Genomic DNA, 17,709 nt, shown 5'->3' with positions numbered 1-17,709 from the left:
AGTTGCGGCTTCGTCCGCAACTGGCACGGGGGTTGCGTGCGTTTAGCTATCGAAATCAATACTGGTTATTGAAAGTCCATAAAACAAAAAATAAAACACAAGCGAGGACTTATGACTTCTACCACACAGCTCAAACCGACACTCGGCACGCTGCATTTATGGGGCATCGCCGTTGGCCTGGTGATTTCCGGCGAATACTTCGGCTGGAGTTACGGCTGGGGCGCGGCGGGTACGCTGGGCTTCCTGATCACCACGTTGATCGTGGCGACGATGTACACCTGTTTCATCTTCAGTTTTACCGAGCTGACCACCGCCATTCCTCACGCCGGCGGACCTTTTGCCTATAGCCTAAGGGCTTTTGGCGAAAAAGCCGGCTTGATCGCCGGGATCGCCACGCTGATCGAGTTCGTCTTCGCGCCACCGGCCATTGCCATGGCCATCGGCGCGTACCTCAACGTGCAGTTCCCGGAGCTGGATCCGAGGCATGCGGCGATGGGCGCCTATATTGTGTTCATGGGCCTGAATATCCTCGGTGTCAGCATCGCGGCCACCTTCGAACTGGTGGTGACCGTGCTGGCGGTCATCGAGTTGCTGGTGTTCATGGGTGTGGTCGCGCCCGGCTTCAGCTTCAGTAACTTCGCCCTGAACGGCTGGTCCGGCGCCGACACCTTCAGCATCGCCTCGGTGCCCGGAATCTTCGCCGCCATCCCGTTTGCCATCTGGTTCTTCCTCGCCATCGAAGGCGCAGCCATGGCTGCTGAAGAAGCCAAAGACCCGAAACGCACCATCCCTAAAGCCTACGTCAGCGGCATTCTGACCCTGGTGGTTCTGGCGATCGGTGTGATGGTGATGGCCGGCGGGGTGGGCGACTGGCGGCAACTGTCGAACATCAACGATCCGCTGCCACAGGCGATGAAAGCCGTGGTCGGCACTAACTCCAGCTGGATGCACATGCTGGTGTGGATCGGTCTGTTCGGTCTGGTGGCGAGCTTCCACGGCATCATTCTCGGCTACTCGCGGCAGTTCTTCGCCCTGGCTCGCGCCGGTTACCTGCCAAAAAGCCTGGCCAAGCTTTCGCGTTTCCAGACACCGCACCGGGCCATCCTGGCCGGCGGCGTGATCGGCATCGCGGCGATCTACAGCGACAGCCTGGTCAATCTGCAAGGCATGACCCTGACGGCCGCCATGATCACCATGTCGGTGTTCGGCGCCATCGTGATGTACATCATCAGCATGCTCAGCCTGTTCAAACTGCGCAAAACCGAACCGCTGCTGGAACGCACCTTCCGCGCGCCCGGCTACCCCATCGTGCCCGGTATCGCTCTGTTTCTGGCGGTGGTGTGCCTGGTGGCGATGGCCTGGTTCAACGCGCTGATCGGCTTGATCTTCCTTGGCTTCATGGTTGTAGGCTTCATCTACTTCCAACTGACCGCCAAGCAGCGCTCCGATGCTCCGGCTGACGCGATGCTCACCGGTATATAAGTTGCATAACCTGTGGGAGCAGGCTTGCCTGCGAAGAACGATGACGCGGTCATGCTGATAGGCCGCGTCATGCTATTCGCAGGCAAGCCTGCTCCCACAGGTTCAGTGCGTTCATAGAATCAGGAGGACTCCGTCCATGGCCGTTTTTGCCCATTCAGTCGGCGCCCAGAGCTACCGTTTCGACAGCCTCAAGGACGTCATGGCCAAAGCCAGTCCCGCGCGCTCCGGGGATTTCCTCGCGGGCGTTGCGGCGCTCAATGACGGCGAGCGCGTGGCTGCGCAGATGGCACTGGCCAATATCCCGCTCAAGCACTTTCTTGAAGAAGCGCTGATCCCTTACGAAGACGATGAAGTCACCCGATTGATCATCGACACCCACGACAAACAGGCGTTTGCCGTCGTCAGCCACCTCACGGTCGGAGGCCTGCGTGACTGGCTGCTCAGCGATCACGCCGATGAAGACAGCCTGCGTGCCCTCGCCCCTGGCCTGACCCCGGAAATGGCCGCAGCCGTGTCGAAGATCATGCGCGTGCAGGATCTGGTGCTGGTGGCGCAGAAAATTCGTGTGGTCACCCGTTTTCGCGGCACGATGGGCCTGCGCGGGCGCCTGTCGACACGGCTGCAACCCAACCACCCCACCGACGAGCCGGCCGGGATCGCCGCCAGCATTCTCGACGGGCTGCTGTATGGCAATGGCGACGCCATGATCGGCATCAACCCGGCCACCGACAGCACGTCGTCGATCAGCACGCTGCTGGAGATGCTTGACGCGATCATCCAGCGCTACGAGATCCCGACCCAGGCCTGCGTGCTGACCCACGTCACCACCTCGATTGAAGTGATCAACCGTGGTGTGCCGCTGGACCTGGTGTTTCAATCCATCGCCGGCACCGAAGCGGCCAACGCCAGTTTCGGCATCAACCTGAACGTACTTCAGGAAGGTTACGACGCGGGCCTGAGCCTCCAGCGCGGTACCCTCGGGCAAAACCTGATGTACTTCGAGACCGGCCAAGGCAGCGCATTGTCGGCCAACGCCCACCATGGCATCGATCAGCAAACCTGCGAAACCCGCGCTTATGCTGTAGCCCGGCACTTCAAACCGTTTCTGGTGAACACCGTGGTCGGCTTTATCGGCCCGGAATACCTGTACAACGGCAAACAGATCATCCGCGCCGGTCTTGAGGACCACTTCTGCGGCAAACTGCTCGGCGTGCCGATGGGCTGCGACATTTGCTACACCAACCATGCCGAAGCTGATCAGGACGACATGGATACCCTGCTGACCCTACTGGGCGTGGCCGGGATCAACTTCATCATGGGCATCCCAGGCTCCGACGACATCATGCTCAATTACCAGACCACCTCGTTTCACGATGCGCTGTATGCACGCCAGACCCTCGGCCTGCGGCCTGCCCCGGAATACGAGGCGTGGCTGGCGAAAATGGGCATTTTTACCCAAGCCGATGGCCGCGTGCGCTTCGGTGATAGCCTGCCGCCGGCCTTCCGCCAGGCCATGGCGCATTTAGGATGAGTGACCTGCCCATGGTTAAGCTACCGATAGATGGACCGCCTATAGAAGAGCAGGTCGTTTTACCCACCGACAGCCAGAACCCGTGGCTGGAATTACGCCGCCTCACTCCGGCACGGATCGCCCTCGGCCGCACTGGCACCAGCATGCCGACTGGCGCGCAGCTGGATTTCCAGTTTGCTCACGCACAAGCCCGCGATGCGGTGCATTTACCCTTCGACCACGCCGGGCTCAGCGCGCAAATGGCCGAACGGGGGCGCGACACCCTGCTACTGCACAGCGCGGCGACTGACCGTGACAACTACCTGCAACGCCCTGATCGGGGTCGGCGTCTGAACGACGAGTCCGCTCAGCAACTGCGCGACTACGCCCTGGCCCACCCCGGCGGCGTCGATCTGGCCGTGGTGGTGGCTGATGGCTTATCGTCACTGGCAGTGCATCGACACACGCTGCCGTTTCTGGCGCGGATGGAAGAACAGGCCGCTGCCGAAGGCTGGTCGCTGTCTCCGGTGATTCTGGTGGAGCAAGGCCGCGTCGCGGTGGCCGACGAAATCGGCGAACTGCTCGGCGCGAAGATGGTGGTGATTCTGATCGGCGAACGCCCCGGTCTCAGCTCGCCGGACAGCCTGGGCCTGTATTTCACCTATGGCCCGAAGGTTGGCCTGACCGATGCCTATCGCAATTGCATTTCCAATGTCCGTTTAGAGGGGTTGAGCTACGGGATGGCCGCGCATCGCCTGCTCTACCTGATGCGCGAAGCCTGTCGGCGCCAGCTGTCGGGGGTCCATCTGAAGGATGAGACCCAGCTTCACACGCTGGAATCAGACCCGTCTGCCCCTGTAAACGGAAATTTCCTGCTGGCAAGGCCCGAAGACTGAGCGTGACTAGATTGCGCTTTCTAAAGGCTTTAGGCAGCATCGAGAAACGACTGGCTGAGCGACCCGTTCGCTGTCATTTCCCCTTTGTGAAATTGAGGCCCTAAGTATGCGGATCATTCAAGCCACCCTGGAGCACCTGGACCTGTTGAGCCCGCTGTTCGTCAAATACCGCGAGTTCTACGGAGAGCTGCCTTTCCCTGATTCATCTCGCGCCTTTCTGGAAAAACGCTTGCGTCGCAAAGAGTCGGTTATCTACCTGGCATTGCACGATGACGATGACAGCAAGCTGCTCGGCTTCTGCCAGCTCTATCCGAGCTTTTCGTCGCTGTCGCTCAAGCGCGTGTGGATTCTTAACGACATCTACGTCGCCGAAGATGCCCGCCGCCAGTTGGTTGCCGACCATCTGATCAAGAAAGCAAAACAAATGGCGAAGGAAACCCAGGCTGTGCGCATGCGCGTTTCAACCAGTGCTAACAACGACGTGGCACGGAAAACCTATGAATCCATCGGTTTTCGCGTGGACACGCAGTTCATTAACTATGTGTTGCCTATCAGCGGGGATTGAACCGATCCTGTCGGAGAAGGTTTGCCTGCGAAGAAACCTGCCGGCTATGAGTAACATTTAGTTACTCATAGCCCATCAAAGAAGACACTTTATTGACATGCCAGGCGACAAACTGTCCCGGCAAGGCTGGTTTCTAGCCCTATAATGCAGCCCTTTCTTTAGCGCGCGACCCAAGGCTGGGTCATCTACACAGGTGCCGTACATGGATTTCAACCCGATCGACATTATTTTGCATCTCGATGTGTACCTCGACATGCTCGTGACCAACTACGGCCTCTGGATCTACGCGATTCTGTTTCTCGTGATCTTCTGTGAGACCGGGTTAGTGGTAATGCCATTCCTGCCCGGCGACTCGTTGCTGTTCATCGCTGGCGCGGTCGCAGCTGGCGGCGGCATGGACCCGATCCTGCTCGGTGGCCTGCTGATGCTGGCGGCGATTCTTGGTGACAGCACCAACTACATCATTGGCCGAACGGCGGGCGAAAAACTGTTCAGTAATCCGAACTCGAAAATTTTCCGTCGCGATTACCTGCAACAAACCCACGACTTCTATGATCGCCACGGCGGTAAAACCGTGACGCTCGCGCGCTTCCTGCCGATCATCCGTACCTTCGCGCCCTTCGTTGCGGGCGTGGCAAAGATGCCGTACCTGCGTTTTCTCAGCTTCAGCGTGTTGGGTACCATCGCGTGGGTCGGTGGGCTGGTAACGCTGGGTTACTTCTTCGGCAACGTGCCGTTCATCAAAAAGAACCTGTCGTTGCTAGTGGTAGCCATCATTCTGATATCGCTGATGCCAATGATCATCGGCTTCGTGCGCAGCCGCATGGCCCGTTCAGCCAACGCCCGCTAGCCCTCGATGTGGTCGCTTAGCGACTGGCGCAGACGCCGGTTGCTCGCCCGGCATCCTGTGGATCAAAACGTCTGGAATCGCATTCGGCAACGGCTGGCGATTCTCGACGGGTTGACCGCCGAGCAAGACCAGCACCTGCGCGACAGCTGCGTAGTATTCCTGCAAGACAAGCACCTGAACGCCATGCCGGGTGTCGAACTGGACGACGAGCAGCGCCTGTTTCTCGCCGCCCAGGCGCAATTGCCGCTGCTCAATCTCGGCGAATTGAACTGGTATCAGGGCTTTCATGAGTTGGTGTTGTACCCGGACGACTTCATCAGCCCGCAACGCCATCGCGACGCCAGCGGCGTCGAGCACCAATGGAATGGCCAGCACAGCGGCGAAGCCTGGCTTCAGGGCCCGGTGATCCTGGCGTGGCCGGGGGTGTTGTCCAGCGGCAGCTGGGACGCCTACAACCTGGTCATCCACGAACTGGCGCATAAGCTCGACATGCTCAATGGCTCCGCCAATGGCCAGCCGCCGCTGCACAGCGACATGCGCACCAGCGACTGGGCCAGCGTCATGCAATCCGCTTACGACGACCTCAACCGACACCTGGACCGCCACCCGCATGCCTGGACCGCCATCGACCCGTACGCTGCGGAAAACCCCGCCGAGTTCTTCGCCGTCACCAGCGAATACTTCTTCAGCGCGCCGGACGTGTTGGCCAACGCCTACCCAGCCGTCTACGAACAGTTGAAAGCCTTCTACCGGCAAGACACTTTGGCGCGCCTGCAGCAACTTCAACATGATGATCCTGCGTACAAGACCCACGACTAAGGTCTACAAGCCCATTGCCACGCGTGGCAACGGGCTCTGAATATGCCTATAATCGCCCCCACTTTTTGGTCTCTACGACCAAAGCCTGACTGGTCAACTACGGGGGCAATGCCCAATGAGCTACAGCAAGATTCCGGCTGGTAAAGACCTGCCGAACGACATCTACGTCGCGATCGAAATTCCGGCCAACCACGCGCCGATCAAATACGAAATCGACAAAGAAACCGATTGCCTGTTCGTTGACCGTTTCATGGCCACCCCCATGTTCTATCCGGCCAACTACGGTTTTATCCCCAACACCCTGGCTGACGACGGTGATCCCCTCGACGTGCTGGTCGTGACCCCTTACCCGGTCTCGCCAGGCTCAGTGATCCGCGCCCGTCCGGTCGGCATCCTGCACATGACCGACGACGGCGGCGGCGATGCCAAAGTCATCGCAGTTCCGCACGACAAGCTGTCCCAGCTGTACGTGGACGTCAAAGAGTACACCGACCTGCCACCCCTGCTGCTCGCGCAGATCCAGCACTTCTTCGAGAACTACAAGGATCTCGAAAAAGGCAAATGGGTGAAGATCGAAGGTTGGGGCGATGCTGAAGCTGCCCGCACCGAGATCATGAAGTCGGTAGCAGCTTTCAAAGGCTGATCAACGACAGTTGCTGCGCCAGTAGCGACATAAAAGAGCCCCGGCTTCCTGATTGGAAGCCGGGGCTTTTTTTTTGCCTCGGATTCGACTGTTTGCCCGCCACGAAACACTCTCGGAAACACCCTACAACACAGCCTCAGTCTTGTAGGCCGCGTAATCACATCGCGTTTTGAGGCACCTCTCATTTGAACACCTCGTTTATTTAAACGACCTCTCGACCTCCGTAAACTCGGTGTTTATGAATACATCAGGTGATCGCTTACGCGCCCTCCTTCGGGAGTGCCATCTCTCTGCCACAGACTTCGCCGCCAATCGCAAGGTGACGCCGCAACACGTGAACAACTGGTTCAAGCGCGGCATACCCATGGCCCGACTGGAGGAAGTGGCTAAATTATTAACCGTCAACGCGCGGTGGCTGCGCTCGGGTGATGGGCCGAAACATCCCGGCGACGACATCGATGACGGCAAAGGCAGCAACACCTCAGTCGCGGCCAGGACACACACTGATCCGGCCTTCGAAGACGTGCAAGTGCCGCTCTTCAAGGAGATCGAATCAGCCAACGGACCTGGCCAAACCGTGGTCGCCGAATCCCCCAACCGCAAAATCCGCCTGCCACTGAGCACCCTGCAGGCCATGAACATCGACCCCAATAAAGCGGTCTGCGCAGCGATGATCGGCAACAGCATGGCCGAGAAAATCCAGCACGGCTCGATCATCGGCATCGACCGTGGAATGACCCAAGTAATCGACGGCGAAATCTATGCACTCGAACATGACGGCATGCTTCGCGTGAAATACCTCTATCGCCAGCCAGGCGGCGCCCTGCGCGCGCGTAGCCACAACAGCACCGAATACCCGGACGAAATTTTCACCGCCGAACAAATTCAGCAACAAAATATCCGGGTCATGGGCTGGGTTTTCTGGTGGTCAACATTAAACACCCGGCGACGGACGGCATCGTTTCGATAAAGATGCTAAACGGAGTGTTCAACATTGAGATCCAAAACCTCAGCCATACCCCAATCCCTAGGAGCTGGCTTGCCTGCGAAGACTGCAAGCCGACTGGAACGAGAATGATCAATGCAAAAGCTGGGCATCAGCCGCGAACCCCAGTATGATTCGCGCCACGTTTTAGACGACGCGAGCGACACGCTCACCTCGCCCCCCCTATCCAGTCGCCCCCGCTGCGGGTCGCACATTTTGAAGGCGGTTGCGGTTTACCAAAAATAAACCAAGCCCGTCCCCGAGAAGCCGGCCACAAGCCGGCTTTTTAATGTCTTTTTGAAAGCGCCTTCTAACCACCAACCTCGCCCCTATCTGGTGACCAGCACTTGCTGAATCAGACCAGAGTTCCTCTCCCATCAAACAACCTGTAAGTAGTTGATAAGTAATATTTCTATTTCTGATATTTTCGACTAGGCGCCGATCGACTGTAGGAGCTGACTTGTCTGCGATCGGCTGCGAAGCAGTCGTAAATGGGCTGGACACGATATCGCTGGAAGGTCCTTCGGCCCTTTTCGCAGACAAGTCAGCTCCTACGCCCTCCGGGCAGAATCGCGACCCAGTTTGCTGCGCGACAGCGCGGCGTCGAAGACGGGGCGGAATCTCCCATGGATCTTCGGCCAATACAGATCACTTCCTGTGTCCAGATCGGTCGCCAGTTACGCCTCGATTTCGGCAATGCTGGGTAAGCCATGGCCCAAAGGCTCAAGCAATTGTGCAGCAGGCTGCTGCCCAATTGACCGCCCGAGCAACGCCGGGCAAAAAAACGCCATGTACTTTAGGTCGCGGCCGGAAAAAACCGCGCACTTTGGGAAAGGCCCGTAGAACCGATAACGCAAGTACCGCCCCCCCCGTCACACAACCGACATAATGGCGACTTAATATCACCCCTCCCCCGGCTACTGGATGAGCCTCCATGCACTCTGCGTTCTCGCCTTTCCGTCGCCCCGAAACGCCGGGAGACCATAAGTGTGCCGGCGATTTGTGTCATGACATGCCGGCGATAGACGCGGCGGGCTCCAATTCGCTGGTGATGGAGATGTTTTCGCAGCGTGACATGACAAGCCTGGCGGTTATCGAAGGGGACAGGCCGATCGGGCTGATCAACCGCAATATCTTTCTGTCGCAGATGAGTAAGCCGTTTCATCGCGAACTCTACGACAAGAAAAGCTGCATCGCCTTCATGGACAAAGAGCCGCTGATTGTCGATGCAGGGATGAGCATCGAGGCGTTGACGTTCAAGACCGTGGAATTCGGTGAGAAAGCTTTGGCCGATGGTTTTATCGTCACCCGCGAGGGGCGTTTCGCGGGGCTGGGCAACGGCCTGCAGCTGATGGGCGTGGTGGCTGCCATGCAAGCGGAGAAGAACCGCCAGATCATGCAAAGTATTGAGTATGCCAGTGTCATCCAGCGCGCCATGCTCCGCGCCTCGCGCGAGACGCTGGCCTCGACCCTGCGCGACGCCGCGCTGGTGTGGGAGCCACGCGACGTGGTCGGCGGCGACTTCTATCATTTCGTGACCCATCCAGACGGCTGGTTCGGCGCGGTGGCTGATTGCACCGGGCATGGTGTGCCGGGGGCGTTCATGACGTTGATCGCTTCGTCTTCACTGTCGAAAGCACTCGAGCAACTCGGCCCGCGCAACCCGGCGGCGTTGCTGGGGGCGGTCAATCGTAGCGTCAAGAGCTTGCTTGGCCAGGTTAACGGCGTCGACGACACCCCCGAATCCAACGATGGCCTGGATGCCGCTTTCTTCTGGTTCGACACTCGACGCTCCGAGCTGACATTTGCTGGCGCGCGGATCGCGTTGCATATCCTCAGTCCCGGTGCCGATCATTTCGACACCCTCGCGGGGCAGCGCATGGGCGTCGGCTACGTGGACAGCCATGCCGACTATGAATGGACACAAACCACGGTTTCGCTGCCGCCCGATAGCGTGCTGTTCATTGCGACCGATGGTTTGATCGATCAAATCGGTGGCCCGCGAAAGATAGCGTTCGGCAAACGTCGAGCCTGCGACGTCATCCTTGAACACCGTGACGAGTCCGCCAGTGCAATCGCCGAGCAACTGCGACAGGCGCTTGAAGACTGGCAAGGAGCGCAGAGCCGCCGCGACGACTTGACCCTATTTTGTGCCCGCATTCAGGAAAACCTATGAGTGTTTCGCCTCTTTCCAGCCAGGACTGCGCCTTCTTCGACCTGGCCCAACAACGCAACGTGATTTTCTATCACATGGGTTATTTCTCCCACAGCATCGTGGCGGCAATGGCTGAGGTGGTGAAACTCCAGCTGGAAGTGTCGGGGGTGAGCGGCCCGACCCGCCGCAAGCTGTTCTCCTCCTTCGTCGAGCTGTCGCAGAACATCATCCACTATTCGTCGGACGCGCTGGCCGCTGGCGGGCTCGACAGCGCTGCGATGCGACAGGGCGCGGTGTGTATTACCGCGGACGCCGATCGCCATCTGATGCTGTGCGCCAACCCTATCGCCACCACCGACGTCGAGGCCCTGCGCGATAAGCTGGAGCCCTTGCGCAACATGTCGCTCGAACAGATCAAACAGGCCTACAAAGTGTCGTTGCGCGCCGAAACCCCGGTGGACAGCAAGGGCGCGGGCCTGGGGTTTCTGACCATGGCGCGCGACGCGAGCGCGCCGCTGGAATTCGCCTTTCACCCGCGTGCGGATGACCCCGCAACCACGCTGTTTTGCCTGAAAGCCATCATCTGAACAAGAAGAGCGACACGAGCCATGGATAACCTGCATATCGCTGCAACGGCAACTTCTCCCGAAGTCGATTTCCGTTTCGATCAACACCTGCTGTCGCTGACCGGTGAGTCTTATCCGGAAAACGCCGCGGCGTTCTACACCCCGATCATCCAGCAGTTGCAAGCGTATCTGGCCACCTGTGAAGGGGCAGCGATCACCACGAACGTCGCGCTGGCCTATTTCAATAGTTCGAGCACCAAGATGCTGTTTAGCATCTTCGACGCGCTGGACCGGTCGGTACAGTCGGGCAACCGCGTGCAGATGAATTGGTATCACGACGAAGAGGACGACACGATCTTCGAGTTTGGTGAGGAACTGCGAGCTGACTTCCAGTCGATCGACTTCATCGATCACCCGGTTGCGGCTCAGTGAGGACGCCATGTCCACTTTAGTGTCTTCCCCATTCGCGCCTATGGGTGACGTGCCGGACCTGTTCAAGAGCGAGAATTCCGCACTTGAGAAAGCCCGCGCGTCGCTGGCCACATCTGATGCCGACGCGCAGGTGTATCGCCAATCGCTGGGGGAATTGAGCACGCACTTCGAGCGCCTTATGCGCGAGACCCGTCGCCTGATCGGTCGCAGCGACCGCGCCGAGCGCGAGATGAATGCACTAAACCTACAGTTGCAGACGCTCGCCCAGCAGCTTGAACATCGTGCAACGCATGATGCGCTGACCGGCATCCTGAATCGCGGCGCGGTGATCGAGCTGGCGGGGCGGGCCCTGCGCGATGGCAGCGTAGTGATGATCGTACTGGACATTGATTACTTCAAACGCGTCAATGACGACTTCGGCCACCCCACGGGCGATGCGGTGATCCAGGGCATCGTCACCTGCCTGCGGCGAATCGTGGCTGACGCCGGCACTATCGGGCGAGTCGGCGGCGAAGAGTTCACCGTTTTGCTGCCCACGTACGAGCTGGCCGCCGCCGTGCAGCTTGCCGAAGCCATGCGCGACGCGATCGCCAGCCATGTCTTCGCCGCGCCGGTGGATCGCTGCATCACCGCCAGTTTCGGCGTGAGCATCAGTCCCGGCGGCACCGATTTCGACACCGCGTATGGCCTGGCCGATGCCGCCCTCTACCGCGCGAAACGTGCGGGGCGTAACAGAGTGGAAGTGGTCGGCCAGAAGCCTGGCGGTATCCTGCGCCAGGTTTGAGGTGTTGGCCCACACACCGGATATCGGCCTGTCATTTGCCCCAGAGCCCTCGCTCTGCTAGTGTCGCGCCGGTTTAACGTCTACCGAGATAGCCGCCATGGCCCGCAAGAAAGCTGCACTGGATTTCGAACAGTCCCTCGCTGATCTGCAAACGCTGGTCGAACGCCTGGAGAACGGCGAGCTGTCGTTGGAGGACTCGTTGACCGCCTTCGAACAAGGTATCCGCCTGACCCGCGATTGCCAGAGTGCGCTGGCGCAAGCCGAGCAGAAGGTGCAAGTGCTGCTCGAACGCGACGGTGAACTGGCTGAAGAGCCCTTCGACGCGGACCAGCCGGAATGATTGCCGTCTATCAGGCCCACAGTCAGGCACGCGTCAACGCGGCGCTCGAGGGCCTGTTTCAGGCACCCAGCCCCGAATTGACCCGCCTGTATGCCGCCATGCGCTACAGCGTAATGAACGGCGGCAAGCGCGTGCGTCCGCTGCTCGCGTATGCCGCCTGTGAAGCGTTGGGCGCCGCCCCGGAACTGGCTAATGGCGCGGCTTGCGCGGTGGAACTTATCCACGCCTATTCGCTGGTGCATGACGATCTGCCGGCGATGGACGACGACGATCTGCGTCGCGGCCAACCCACCACCCATAAAGCATTCGATGAAGCCTGCGCGATTCTCGCCGGTGATGGCCTGCAAAGCCTGGCGTTCAGTGTTTTACTCGACCCGGTGCTGACGCCGCAGGATGCCGAAACCCGCTTGAGCATGGTCAGCACGCTGGCCCAGGCCGCAGGTCCGGCCGGCATGGTGGGCGGCCAGGCGATTGATCTGGGTTCAGTAGGTCTCAAGCTTGATCAGACCGCATTGGCCTTCATGCACCGGCATAAAACCGGTGCCTTGATCGAAGCCAGCGTCAAACTCGGCGCACTGGCCAGTGGCCGCGCCGAAAAAGCCGAACTCAAATCCCTGCAGACTTACGCGCAGGCGATTGGCCTGGCCTTCCAGGTGCAGGACGATATCCTCGACGTCGAAAGCGATACCGTCACCCTCGGCAAGCGTCAGGGCGCCGATATTGCCCGCGACAAGCCAACCTACCCGTCCCTGCTGGGCCTGGAAGCTGCCAAGAGCTATGCGCTGGAGCTTCGTGATCAGGCGCTGCACGCACTGCGACCTTTCGACGCATCGGCCGAGCCGTTGCGCGAGCTGGCGCGGTACATCGTTGACCGTCGTAGCTGAAAATACACCTTTGCAACGAACTGACGGGCAAAGGTCGGATCCGGAAACCTACGAGATAAATGCCACTGTCTGACCATCCTGTGCTGTGCTTCGTGGGCAGCTTGCGATGCATCAGGTAAACTGCCGCCTCTTCTACTTATAACGATTCGCCTGATGCCCACGACGTTCAAAGAGATCCCCCGCGAGCGCCCGACCACGCCCCTGCTCGACCGTGCCAATACGCCGGCCGGCCTGCGCCGGTTGGGTGAGGCTGAGCTGGAAACCCTGGCTGATGAACTGCGCCAGGAATTGCTCTACACCGTTGGCCAGACGGGCGGGCATTTCGGTGCCGGCCTGGGTGTCATCGAGCTGACCATTGCGCTGCATTATGTCTTCGATACCCCGGACGACCGTCTGGTCTGGGACGTGGGCCATCAGGCCTATCCGCACAAAATCCTCACCGGTCGTCGACACCAGATGGGCAGCCTGCGCCAGAAGGACGGTGTTGCCGCCTTCCCGCGTCGCAGCGAGAGCGAGTACGACACCTTTGGCGTCGGTCACTCCAGTACCTCGATCAGCGCTGCATTGGGCATGGCCATTGCCGCCCGCTTGCAGAACAGCTCGCGCAAGGCCATCGCCGTTATCGGTGACGGTGCCCTGACGGCCGGTATGGCGTTCGAGGCGCTGAACCATGCGCCGGAAGTCGCCGCCGACATGCTGGTGATCCTCAACGACAATGACATGTCGATCTCGCGCAACGTCGGCGGGCTGTCGAACTATCTGGCGAAAATCCTTTCCAGCCGCACTTACGCAAGCATGCGTGAAGGCAGCAAAAAAGTGCTGTCGCGCCTGCCCGGGGCCTGGGAAATCGCCCGCCGCACCGAAGAATATGCCAAGGGCATGCTGGTCCCCGGCACACTGTTCGAAGAGCTGGGCTGGAACTACATCGGCCCGATCGACGGTCACGACCTGCCGACGCTGATCGCTACCCTGCGCAACATGCGTGACCTCAAGGGCCCGCAGTTCCTGCATGTGGTGACCAAAAAGGGCAAAGGTTTCGCCCCGGCGGAAGCTGACCCGATTGGCTACCACGCGATCACCAAGCTCGAACCGCTGGACGCCCCTGCCGCAGCGCCGAAAAAAGCCGGCGGACCGAAATATTCCGGCGTGTTTGGCCAATGGCTGTGCGATATGGCTGAAGCCGATCCACGCCTGGTCGGCATCACCCCGGCGATGAAAGAAGGCTCGGATCTGGTTGCGTTCAGCGAACGCTACCCGAAACGCTACTTCGACGTCGCCATCGCCGAGCAGCATGCGGTCACTTTCGCTGCGGGGATGGCCTGCGAAGGCGCCAAGCCGGTGGTGGCGATCTACTCCACCTTCCTGCAACGCGGCTACGACCAGTTGATCCATGACGTGGCCGTGCAGAACCTCGACGTACTGTTTGCCATCGACCGTGCAGGTCTGGTCGGCGAAGACGGTCCGACCCATGCTGGCAGCTTCGATCTGTCTTACCTGCGCTGCATCCCCGGCATGCTGGTGATGACGCCCAGCGACGAAAACGAACTGCGCAAAATGCTCAGTACCGGCCATCTGTATGTCGGCCCCGCGGCAGTACGTTACCCACGCGGCACCGGCCCGAATGCGCCGATCGACAGCAGTCTCGATCCGTTGGAAATCGGCAAGGGCGTGGTCCGTCGCAAAGGTCAGAAAGTCGCCATGCTGGTGTTCGGCGTGCAGTTGGCCGCAGCCCTCAAGGTTGCCGAAAAGCTCGATGCGACCGTGGTCGACATGCGCTTCGTCAAACCACTGGATGAAGCGCTGGTTCGGGAGATGGCAGCCAGCCATGGACTGTTGGTGACCATCGAAGAGAACGCGATCATGGGCGGCGCCGGTGCCGCCGTCAGCGAGTTTCTCGCCCGCGAAAACATCCTCAAGTCCGTGCTGCATCTGGGCTTGCCGGACAGCTACGTCGAGCACGCCAAGCCCGCGCAAATGCTGGCCGAATGCGGGCTGGATGCAAACGGTATCGAAGCATCGATCCTGCAGCGCCTGGACTTGATTATCGGGCAGAAGGCCGAACCAGAGCCGCAGCTGTAAAAGCTGGCTTGTCTGCGATGGCAACGACGCGGTGTGTCAGGCACACCGCGCGAGCAACGAGCCGGTTCATCAGCCCAATTGGCGGGGAATGCGATAGAGGTACAGCAGGACCACGCTGGAAAACGCCAGCAGGAACAGCGGCACCGCCTCCAACCCGACGAATACCGCCAAAGCCCCGATCCACGCAGGCAGGCCGGCAGCGAGAAAAGCGATGCGTCGCCGGGCCGCCAGTTCGATCCAGGCGGCAGGTTCTTCAGGGGTGTTCAGCGCTTTTTCAGTGGCAATCAAGGCGCGCTTATAGCCGCCGAAGAATCGCAGACTGACGAACATGGACGCGATGCCGGCAATGAACATCGGCATCGCCAGTACCGGGATAATGGCCTCGCTACTGCCGAAAAATCCGTTGACGACAAACAGTGGTGCCAGCGTCAGAAACAGCTGCCACCACCACGCCAGCGCCAGCCGACGCCGTACATTGCTTCGCGTCACGCGCGATCGGCCTCGCCCAGATGCTCGTTGCCCATCATGTGGCCGAGCTTGCCGGCCTTGGTCGCCAGATACAGTTTGTTGTGCGGGTTATGCCCGGTGTGCAACGGCACACGCTCGGCGACGGCAATCCCCATGTCGGTCAAGGCTTTGACCTTACGCGGGTTGTTGGTCATCAAACGCAGGGATTTGACACCCATGTGCTCCAGCATCGGCAGGCAGATCGCGTAATCACGCTGATCCGCGGCGAAGCCCAGACGCTCGTTGGCTTCGACGGTGTCGGCACCGCCGTCCTGCAATTCATAGGCGCGGATTTTGTTCAGCAAGCCAATGCCACGGCCTTCCTGTCGCAGATACAGCAGCACGCCACGGCCTTCGGAGGCGATGGCGCGTAACGCAGCTTCGAGTTGCGAGCCACAGTCACAGCGCTGGCTGAACAGGGCATCACCGGTCAGGCATTCGGAATGCACTCGACCCAGAACTGGCGCGCCATCAGCCACATCACCGAGGCTGAGAACGATGTGCTCGCGCCCGGTGGCTTCCTCAAGAAAGCCATGCATGGTGAATTGCGCAAAAGGGGTGGGCAGCTTGGAAGCGGCGACGAAGACGACGGGCACCGTTGTGCTCCTGATCATGATGGGGACTGGAGATTCGCAGAGGCGACATTGTAACAGCAGGTTCCGACAGACGCTTAGGCTGAATTATCGCCTATAAAGATCGAGGCATTAGATCAATGGCCCTCGCCGCCCATACGCCTGACACCCTTAAATAAATACCCACACCAGCGCCCGCATCCCCAGCCAGGCAAAAACGCCGGCCAGTACATCATCGAACATGATCCCCACGCCGCCATGTACATGCCGATCGATCCAGCTGATCGGCCACGGCTTGAGAATATCGAAGAAGCGGAACAGCAAAAAACCCGCCAGCAACCAATACCATCCGTGCGGTACCAGCCAAAGTGTTATCCACATGCCGACCATTTCGTCCCAGACAATGCCTTCATGGTCGTGTACACCCAGATCTTTGGCGACCTTGCCACATAGCCAGACGCCGAATAGCAGGGTGATGCCCAGCATCAGCCAATAACCCCAATCGGGCAGCAACTGCCACAGTGGGATAAACGGCAGCGCGACCAAAGAACCCCAGGTGCCAGGTGCTTTGGGTAAGGTACCGGAGCCGAAACCAAAGGCCAGAAAATGCCAGGGGTTGGTCCACACCGAGGGTGGTACTCGACTCCCCGGAACTTGATTAGGATGATCTGTCACTGAGTCTCCTGAAAATGTTGATAGCCCCGAGTCAACGGAGTGACGTCCTGTCCGTCGGCATCGACCACGGCCACACCCTGCCCCGCCACGACCCGACCGACCACATGCACCGACAAACCTGCTGCGAGTAACCCGGCCAGTTGCGGTTCTGGCAGCGTAAAGGCCAGCACATAATCATCGCCACCACTGAGCGCAGCATCGCGCGCAGCGTCCAGCCCGACAAACGCCGTGAGTGGCGCTGACAGCGGCAACGCATCCCGTTCGATTAGCACGCCTACGTTGGACGCCACGGCAATATGCCCGCAATCAGCCAACAGCCCATCGGAGATATCCAACGCCGCCGTGGCTTTGCCGCGCAAGGCCTGACCCAGCGCCAACTGCGGTTGTGGCGTCCAGTAACGGGCCAGCAATGCCTGAGCGATAGACGCCTCGGTACTGCGCTGGTTCAGCACCAGCGGCAAGGCACCGGCCCCATCACCCAACGGGCCACCGACACACAGTAGATCACCCGGTCGGGCACCACTGCGAGTCAGCGCCTGTCCGGCAGGCACACAGCCGAACACGGTCAGGGTCAGGCTCAGCGGTCCACGGGTGGTGTCGCCCCCGATCAAACGTAGCGAGCAACCTTGCGCCATCATGTTCAAACCGCGAGCAAATGCTTGCAACCAGTCGGCGTCGACGTCGGGCAAGGTCAGGGCAAGGGTAAAGGCGAGTGGTGTCGCGCCCATGGCTGCCAGATCGCTGGTAGCCACCGCGAGGGCACGTTGGCCAAGCAGAAAGGGGTCGCAGGCATCGGGGAAGTGCACCCCGGCAACCAGGGTGTCAGTCGAAACCGCCAACTGCTCACCGGGCGGCACAGTCAGCAGGGCGCAGTCGTCGCCAATCCCCAATGCGACCCCTTCGCCCGCCTGCGCACAGGGCGCAGCGGCGAAGTAATTGCGGATCAGCTCGAACTCACCCATAAA

Annotated in this window: 19 protein-coding genes; 15 read left to right on the top strand and 4 right to left on the bottom strand. The window is 59.9% G+C overall.

Annotated elements, in window-relative coordinates; all coding sequences use genetic code 11:
- Window positions 1-111: 111 nt before the first annotated feature.
- From eat to dxs, 15 genes are all read left to right on the top strand, one after another.
- On the top strand, window positions 112-1,482 hold the full coding sequence (gene eat, locus AC1MEE_RS28750; RefSeq protein WP_480412818.1) for an ethanolamine permease: 1,371 nt from the start codon (window positions 112-114) through the stop codon (window positions 1,480-1,482).
- Window positions 1,483-1,618: 136 nt separating this feature from the next.
- Window positions 1,619-3,013 (top strand): ethanolamine ammonia-lyase subunit EutB, encoded by a 1,395-nt coding sequence (locus tag AC1MEE_RS28745; protein WP_480412817.1) that lies wholly within the window; start codon window positions 1,619-1,621, stop codon window positions 3,011-3,013.
- 11 nt (window positions 3,014-3,024) lie between these two features.
- Complete coding sequence (gene eutC, locus AC1MEE_RS28740; RefSeq protein ID WP_480416366.1) at window positions 3,025-3,888, top strand: ethanolamine ammonia-lyase subunit EutC; 864 nt, start codon at window positions 3,025-3,027, stop codon at window positions 3,886-3,888.
- Between the two features lie 106 nt (window positions 3,889-3,994).
- Entirely contained in the window at window positions 3,995-4,453 is a 459-nt protein-coding gene (locus tag AC1MEE_RS28735; protein ID WP_480412816.1) for a GNAT family N-acetyltransferase, read from the top strand.
- Window positions 4,454-4,655: 202 nt separating this feature from the next.
- Entirely contained in the window at window positions 4,656-5,303 is a 648-nt protein-coding gene (locus AC1MEE_RS28730; RefSeq protein WP_480412815.1) for a DedA family protein, read from the top strand.
- 6 nt (window positions 5,304-5,309) lie between these two features.
- Window positions 5,310-6,122, top strand: a complete 813-nt coding sequence (locus AC1MEE_RS28725; protein ID WP_480412814.1) for a M90 family metallopeptidase — start codon at window positions 5,310-5,312, stop codon at window positions 6,120-6,122.
- A 115-nt stretch (window positions 6,123-6,237) separates the two neighbouring features.
- The gene (ppa, locus tag AC1MEE_RS28720; protein WP_480412813.1) at window positions 6,238-6,765 is read left to right on the top strand and encodes an inorganic diphosphatase; all 528 of its coding nucleotides are present in this window, start codon (window positions 6,238-6,240) and stop codon (window positions 6,763-6,765) included.
- Between the two features lie 238 nt (window positions 6,766-7,003).
- A complete protein-coding gene (locus tag AC1MEE_RS28715; protein ID WP_480412812.1) occupies window positions 7,004-7,735 on the top strand; it encodes a LexA family transcriptional regulator in 732 nt (243 codons plus the stop codon).
- Window positions 7,736-8,684: 949 nt separating this feature from the next.
- The gene (locus AC1MEE_RS28710) at window positions 8,685-9,926 is read left to right on the top strand and encodes a SpoIIE family protein phosphatase (protein WP_480412811.1); all 1,242 of its coding nucleotides are present in this window, start codon (window positions 8,685-8,687) and stop codon (window positions 9,924-9,926) included.
- Complete coding sequence (locus AC1MEE_RS28705; RefSeq protein ID WP_480412810.1) at window positions 9,923-10,492, top strand: SiaB family protein kinase; 570 nt, start codon at window positions 9,923-9,925, stop codon at window positions 10,490-10,492. The genes AC1MEE_RS28710 and AC1MEE_RS28705 overlap by 4 nt, the downstream gene beginning before the upstream one ends.
- 21 nt (window positions 10,493-10,513) lie before the next feature.
- Complete coding sequence (locus AC1MEE_RS28700) at window positions 10,514-10,903, top strand: DUF1987 domain-containing protein (RefSeq protein WP_480412809.1); 390 nt, start codon at window positions 10,514-10,516, stop codon at window positions 10,901-10,903.
- A 7-nt stretch (window positions 10,904-10,910) separates the two neighbouring features.
- Window positions 10,911-11,687 carry a GGDEF domain-containing protein gene (locus AC1MEE_RS28695; RefSeq protein ID WP_480412808.1) on the top strand — a complete coding sequence of 259 codons (777 nt, stop codon included), beginning with the start codon at window positions 10,911-10,913 and terminating at the stop codon, window positions 11,685-11,687.
- A 97-nt stretch (window positions 11,688-11,784) separates the two neighbouring features.
- Entirely contained in the window at window positions 11,785-12,027 is a 243-nt protein-coding gene (locus AC1MEE_RS28690) for an exodeoxyribonuclease VII small subunit (protein ID WP_449641781.1), read from the top strand.
- On the top strand, window positions 12,024-12,911 hold the full coding sequence (ispA, locus tag AC1MEE_RS28685; protein WP_480412807.1) for a (2E,6E)-farnesyl diphosphate synthase: 888 nt from the start codon (window positions 12,024-12,026) through the stop codon (window positions 12,909-12,911). The genes AC1MEE_RS28690 and ispA overlap by 4 nt, the downstream gene beginning before the upstream one ends.
- Window positions 12,912-13,064: 153 nt before the next feature.
- Window positions 13,065-14,990, top strand: coding sequence for a 1-deoxy-D-xylulose-5-phosphate synthase (dxs, locus tag AC1MEE_RS28680; RefSeq protein WP_480412806.1), 1,926 nt, complete (start codon window positions 13,065-13,067; stop codon window positions 14,988-14,990).
- A gap of 69 nt (window positions 14,991-15,059) precedes the next feature.
- Here dxs and AC1MEE_RS28675 read toward each other — a convergent pair whose 3' ends face one another.
- From AC1MEE_RS28675 to thiL, 4 genes are all read right to left on the bottom strand, one after another.
- Window positions 15,060-15,479 carry an MFS transporter gene (locus AC1MEE_RS28675; RefSeq protein ID WP_480412805.1) on the bottom strand — a complete coding sequence of 140 codons (420 nt, stop codon included), beginning with the start codon at window positions 15,477-15,479 and terminating at the stop codon, window positions 15,060-15,062.
- Complete coding sequence (ribA, locus tag AC1MEE_RS28670) at window positions 15,476-16,093, bottom strand: GTP cyclohydrolase II (RefSeq protein WP_480412804.1); 618 nt, start codon at window positions 16,091-16,093, stop codon at window positions 15,476-15,478. Before ribA ends, AC1MEE_RS28675 begins: the two co-directional genes overlap by 4 nt.
- A 147-nt stretch (window positions 16,094-16,240) precedes the next feature.
- Entirely contained in the window at window positions 16,241-16,744 is a 504-nt protein-coding gene (locus AC1MEE_RS28665; RefSeq protein WP_480412803.1) for a phosphatidylglycerophosphatase A family protein, read from the bottom strand.
- Window positions 16,741-17,706, bottom strand: a complete 966-nt coding sequence (gene thiL / locus AC1MEE_RS28660; protein ID WP_480412802.1) for a thiamine-phosphate kinase — start codon at window positions 17,704-17,706, stop codon at window positions 16,741-16,743. The genes AC1MEE_RS28665 and thiL overlap by 4 nt, the downstream gene beginning before the upstream one ends.
- Window positions 17,707-17,709: the final 3 nt, after the last annotated feature.

The organism is Pseudomonas sp. ASL3, from assembly GCF_056680425.1.
This window is presented reverse-complemented; position numbering and strand designations above follow the sequence as displayed.

Excerpts from the sequence above, each read along its gene's own strand:
- AC1MEE_RS28735 (WP_480412816.1), top strand. The coding sequence starts at position 3,995 with ATGCGGATCATTCAAGCCACCCTGGAGCACCTGGACCTGTTGAGCCCG.
- AC1MEE_RS28710 (WP_480412811.1), top strand. The coding sequence starts at position 8,685 with ATGCACTCTGCGTTCTCGCCTTTCCGTCGCCCCGAAACGCCGGGAGAC.
- eutC (WP_480416366.1), top strand. The coding sequence starts at position 3,025 with ATGGTTAAGCTACCGATAGATGGACCGCCTATAGAAGAGCAGGTCGTT.
- AC1MEE_RS28700 (WP_480412809.1), top strand. The coding sequence starts at position 10,514 with ATGGATAACCTGCATATCGCTGCAACGGCAACTTCTCCCGAAGTCGAT.
- AC1MEE_RS28705 (WP_480412810.1), top strand. The coding sequence starts at position 9,923 with ATGAGTGTTTCGCCTCTTTCCAGCCAGGACTGCGCCTTCTTCGACCTG.
- AC1MEE_RS28730 (WP_480412815.1), top strand. The coding sequence starts at position 4,656 with ATGGATTTCAACCCGATCGACATTATTTTGCATCTCGATGTGTACCTC.
- ispA (WP_480412807.1), top strand. The coding sequence starts at position 12,024 with ATGATTGCCGTCTATCAGGCCCACAGTCAGGCACGCGTCAACGCGGCG.
- ppa (WP_480412813.1), top strand. The coding sequence starts at position 6,238 with ATGAGCTACAGCAAGATTCCGGCTGGTAAAGACCTGCCGAACGACATC.
- AC1MEE_RS28725 (WP_480412814.1), top strand. The coding sequence starts at position 5,310 with ATGTGGTCGCTTAGCGACTGGCGCAGACGCCGGTTGCTCGCCCGGCAT.
- dxs (WP_480412806.1), top strand. The coding sequence starts at position 13,065 with ATGCCCACGACGTTCAAAGAGATCCCCCGCGAGCGCCCGACCACGCCC.
- AC1MEE_RS28745 (WP_480412817.1), top strand. The coding sequence starts at position 1,619 with ATGGCCGTTTTTGCCCATTCAGTCGGCGCCCAGAGCTACCGTTTCGAC.
- AC1MEE_RS28715 (WP_480412812.1), top strand. The coding sequence starts at position 7,004 with ATGAATACATCAGGTGATCGCTTACGCGCCCTCCTTCGGGAGTGCCAT.
- AC1MEE_RS28695 (WP_480412808.1), top strand. The coding sequence starts at position 10,911 with ATGTCCACTTTAGTGTCTTCCCCATTCGCGCCTATGGGTGACGTGCCG.
- thiL (WP_480412802.1), bottom strand. The coding sequence starts at position 17,706 with ATGGGTGAGTTCGAGCTGATCCGCAATTACTTCGCCGCTGCGCCCTGT.
- eat (WP_480412818.1), top strand. The coding sequence starts at position 112 with ATGACTTCTACCACACAGCTCAAACCGACACTCGGCACGCTGCATTTA.
- AC1MEE_RS28690 (WP_449641781.1), top strand. The coding sequence starts at position 11,785 with ATGGCCCGCAAGAAAGCTGCACTGGATTTCGAACAGTCCCTCGCTGAT.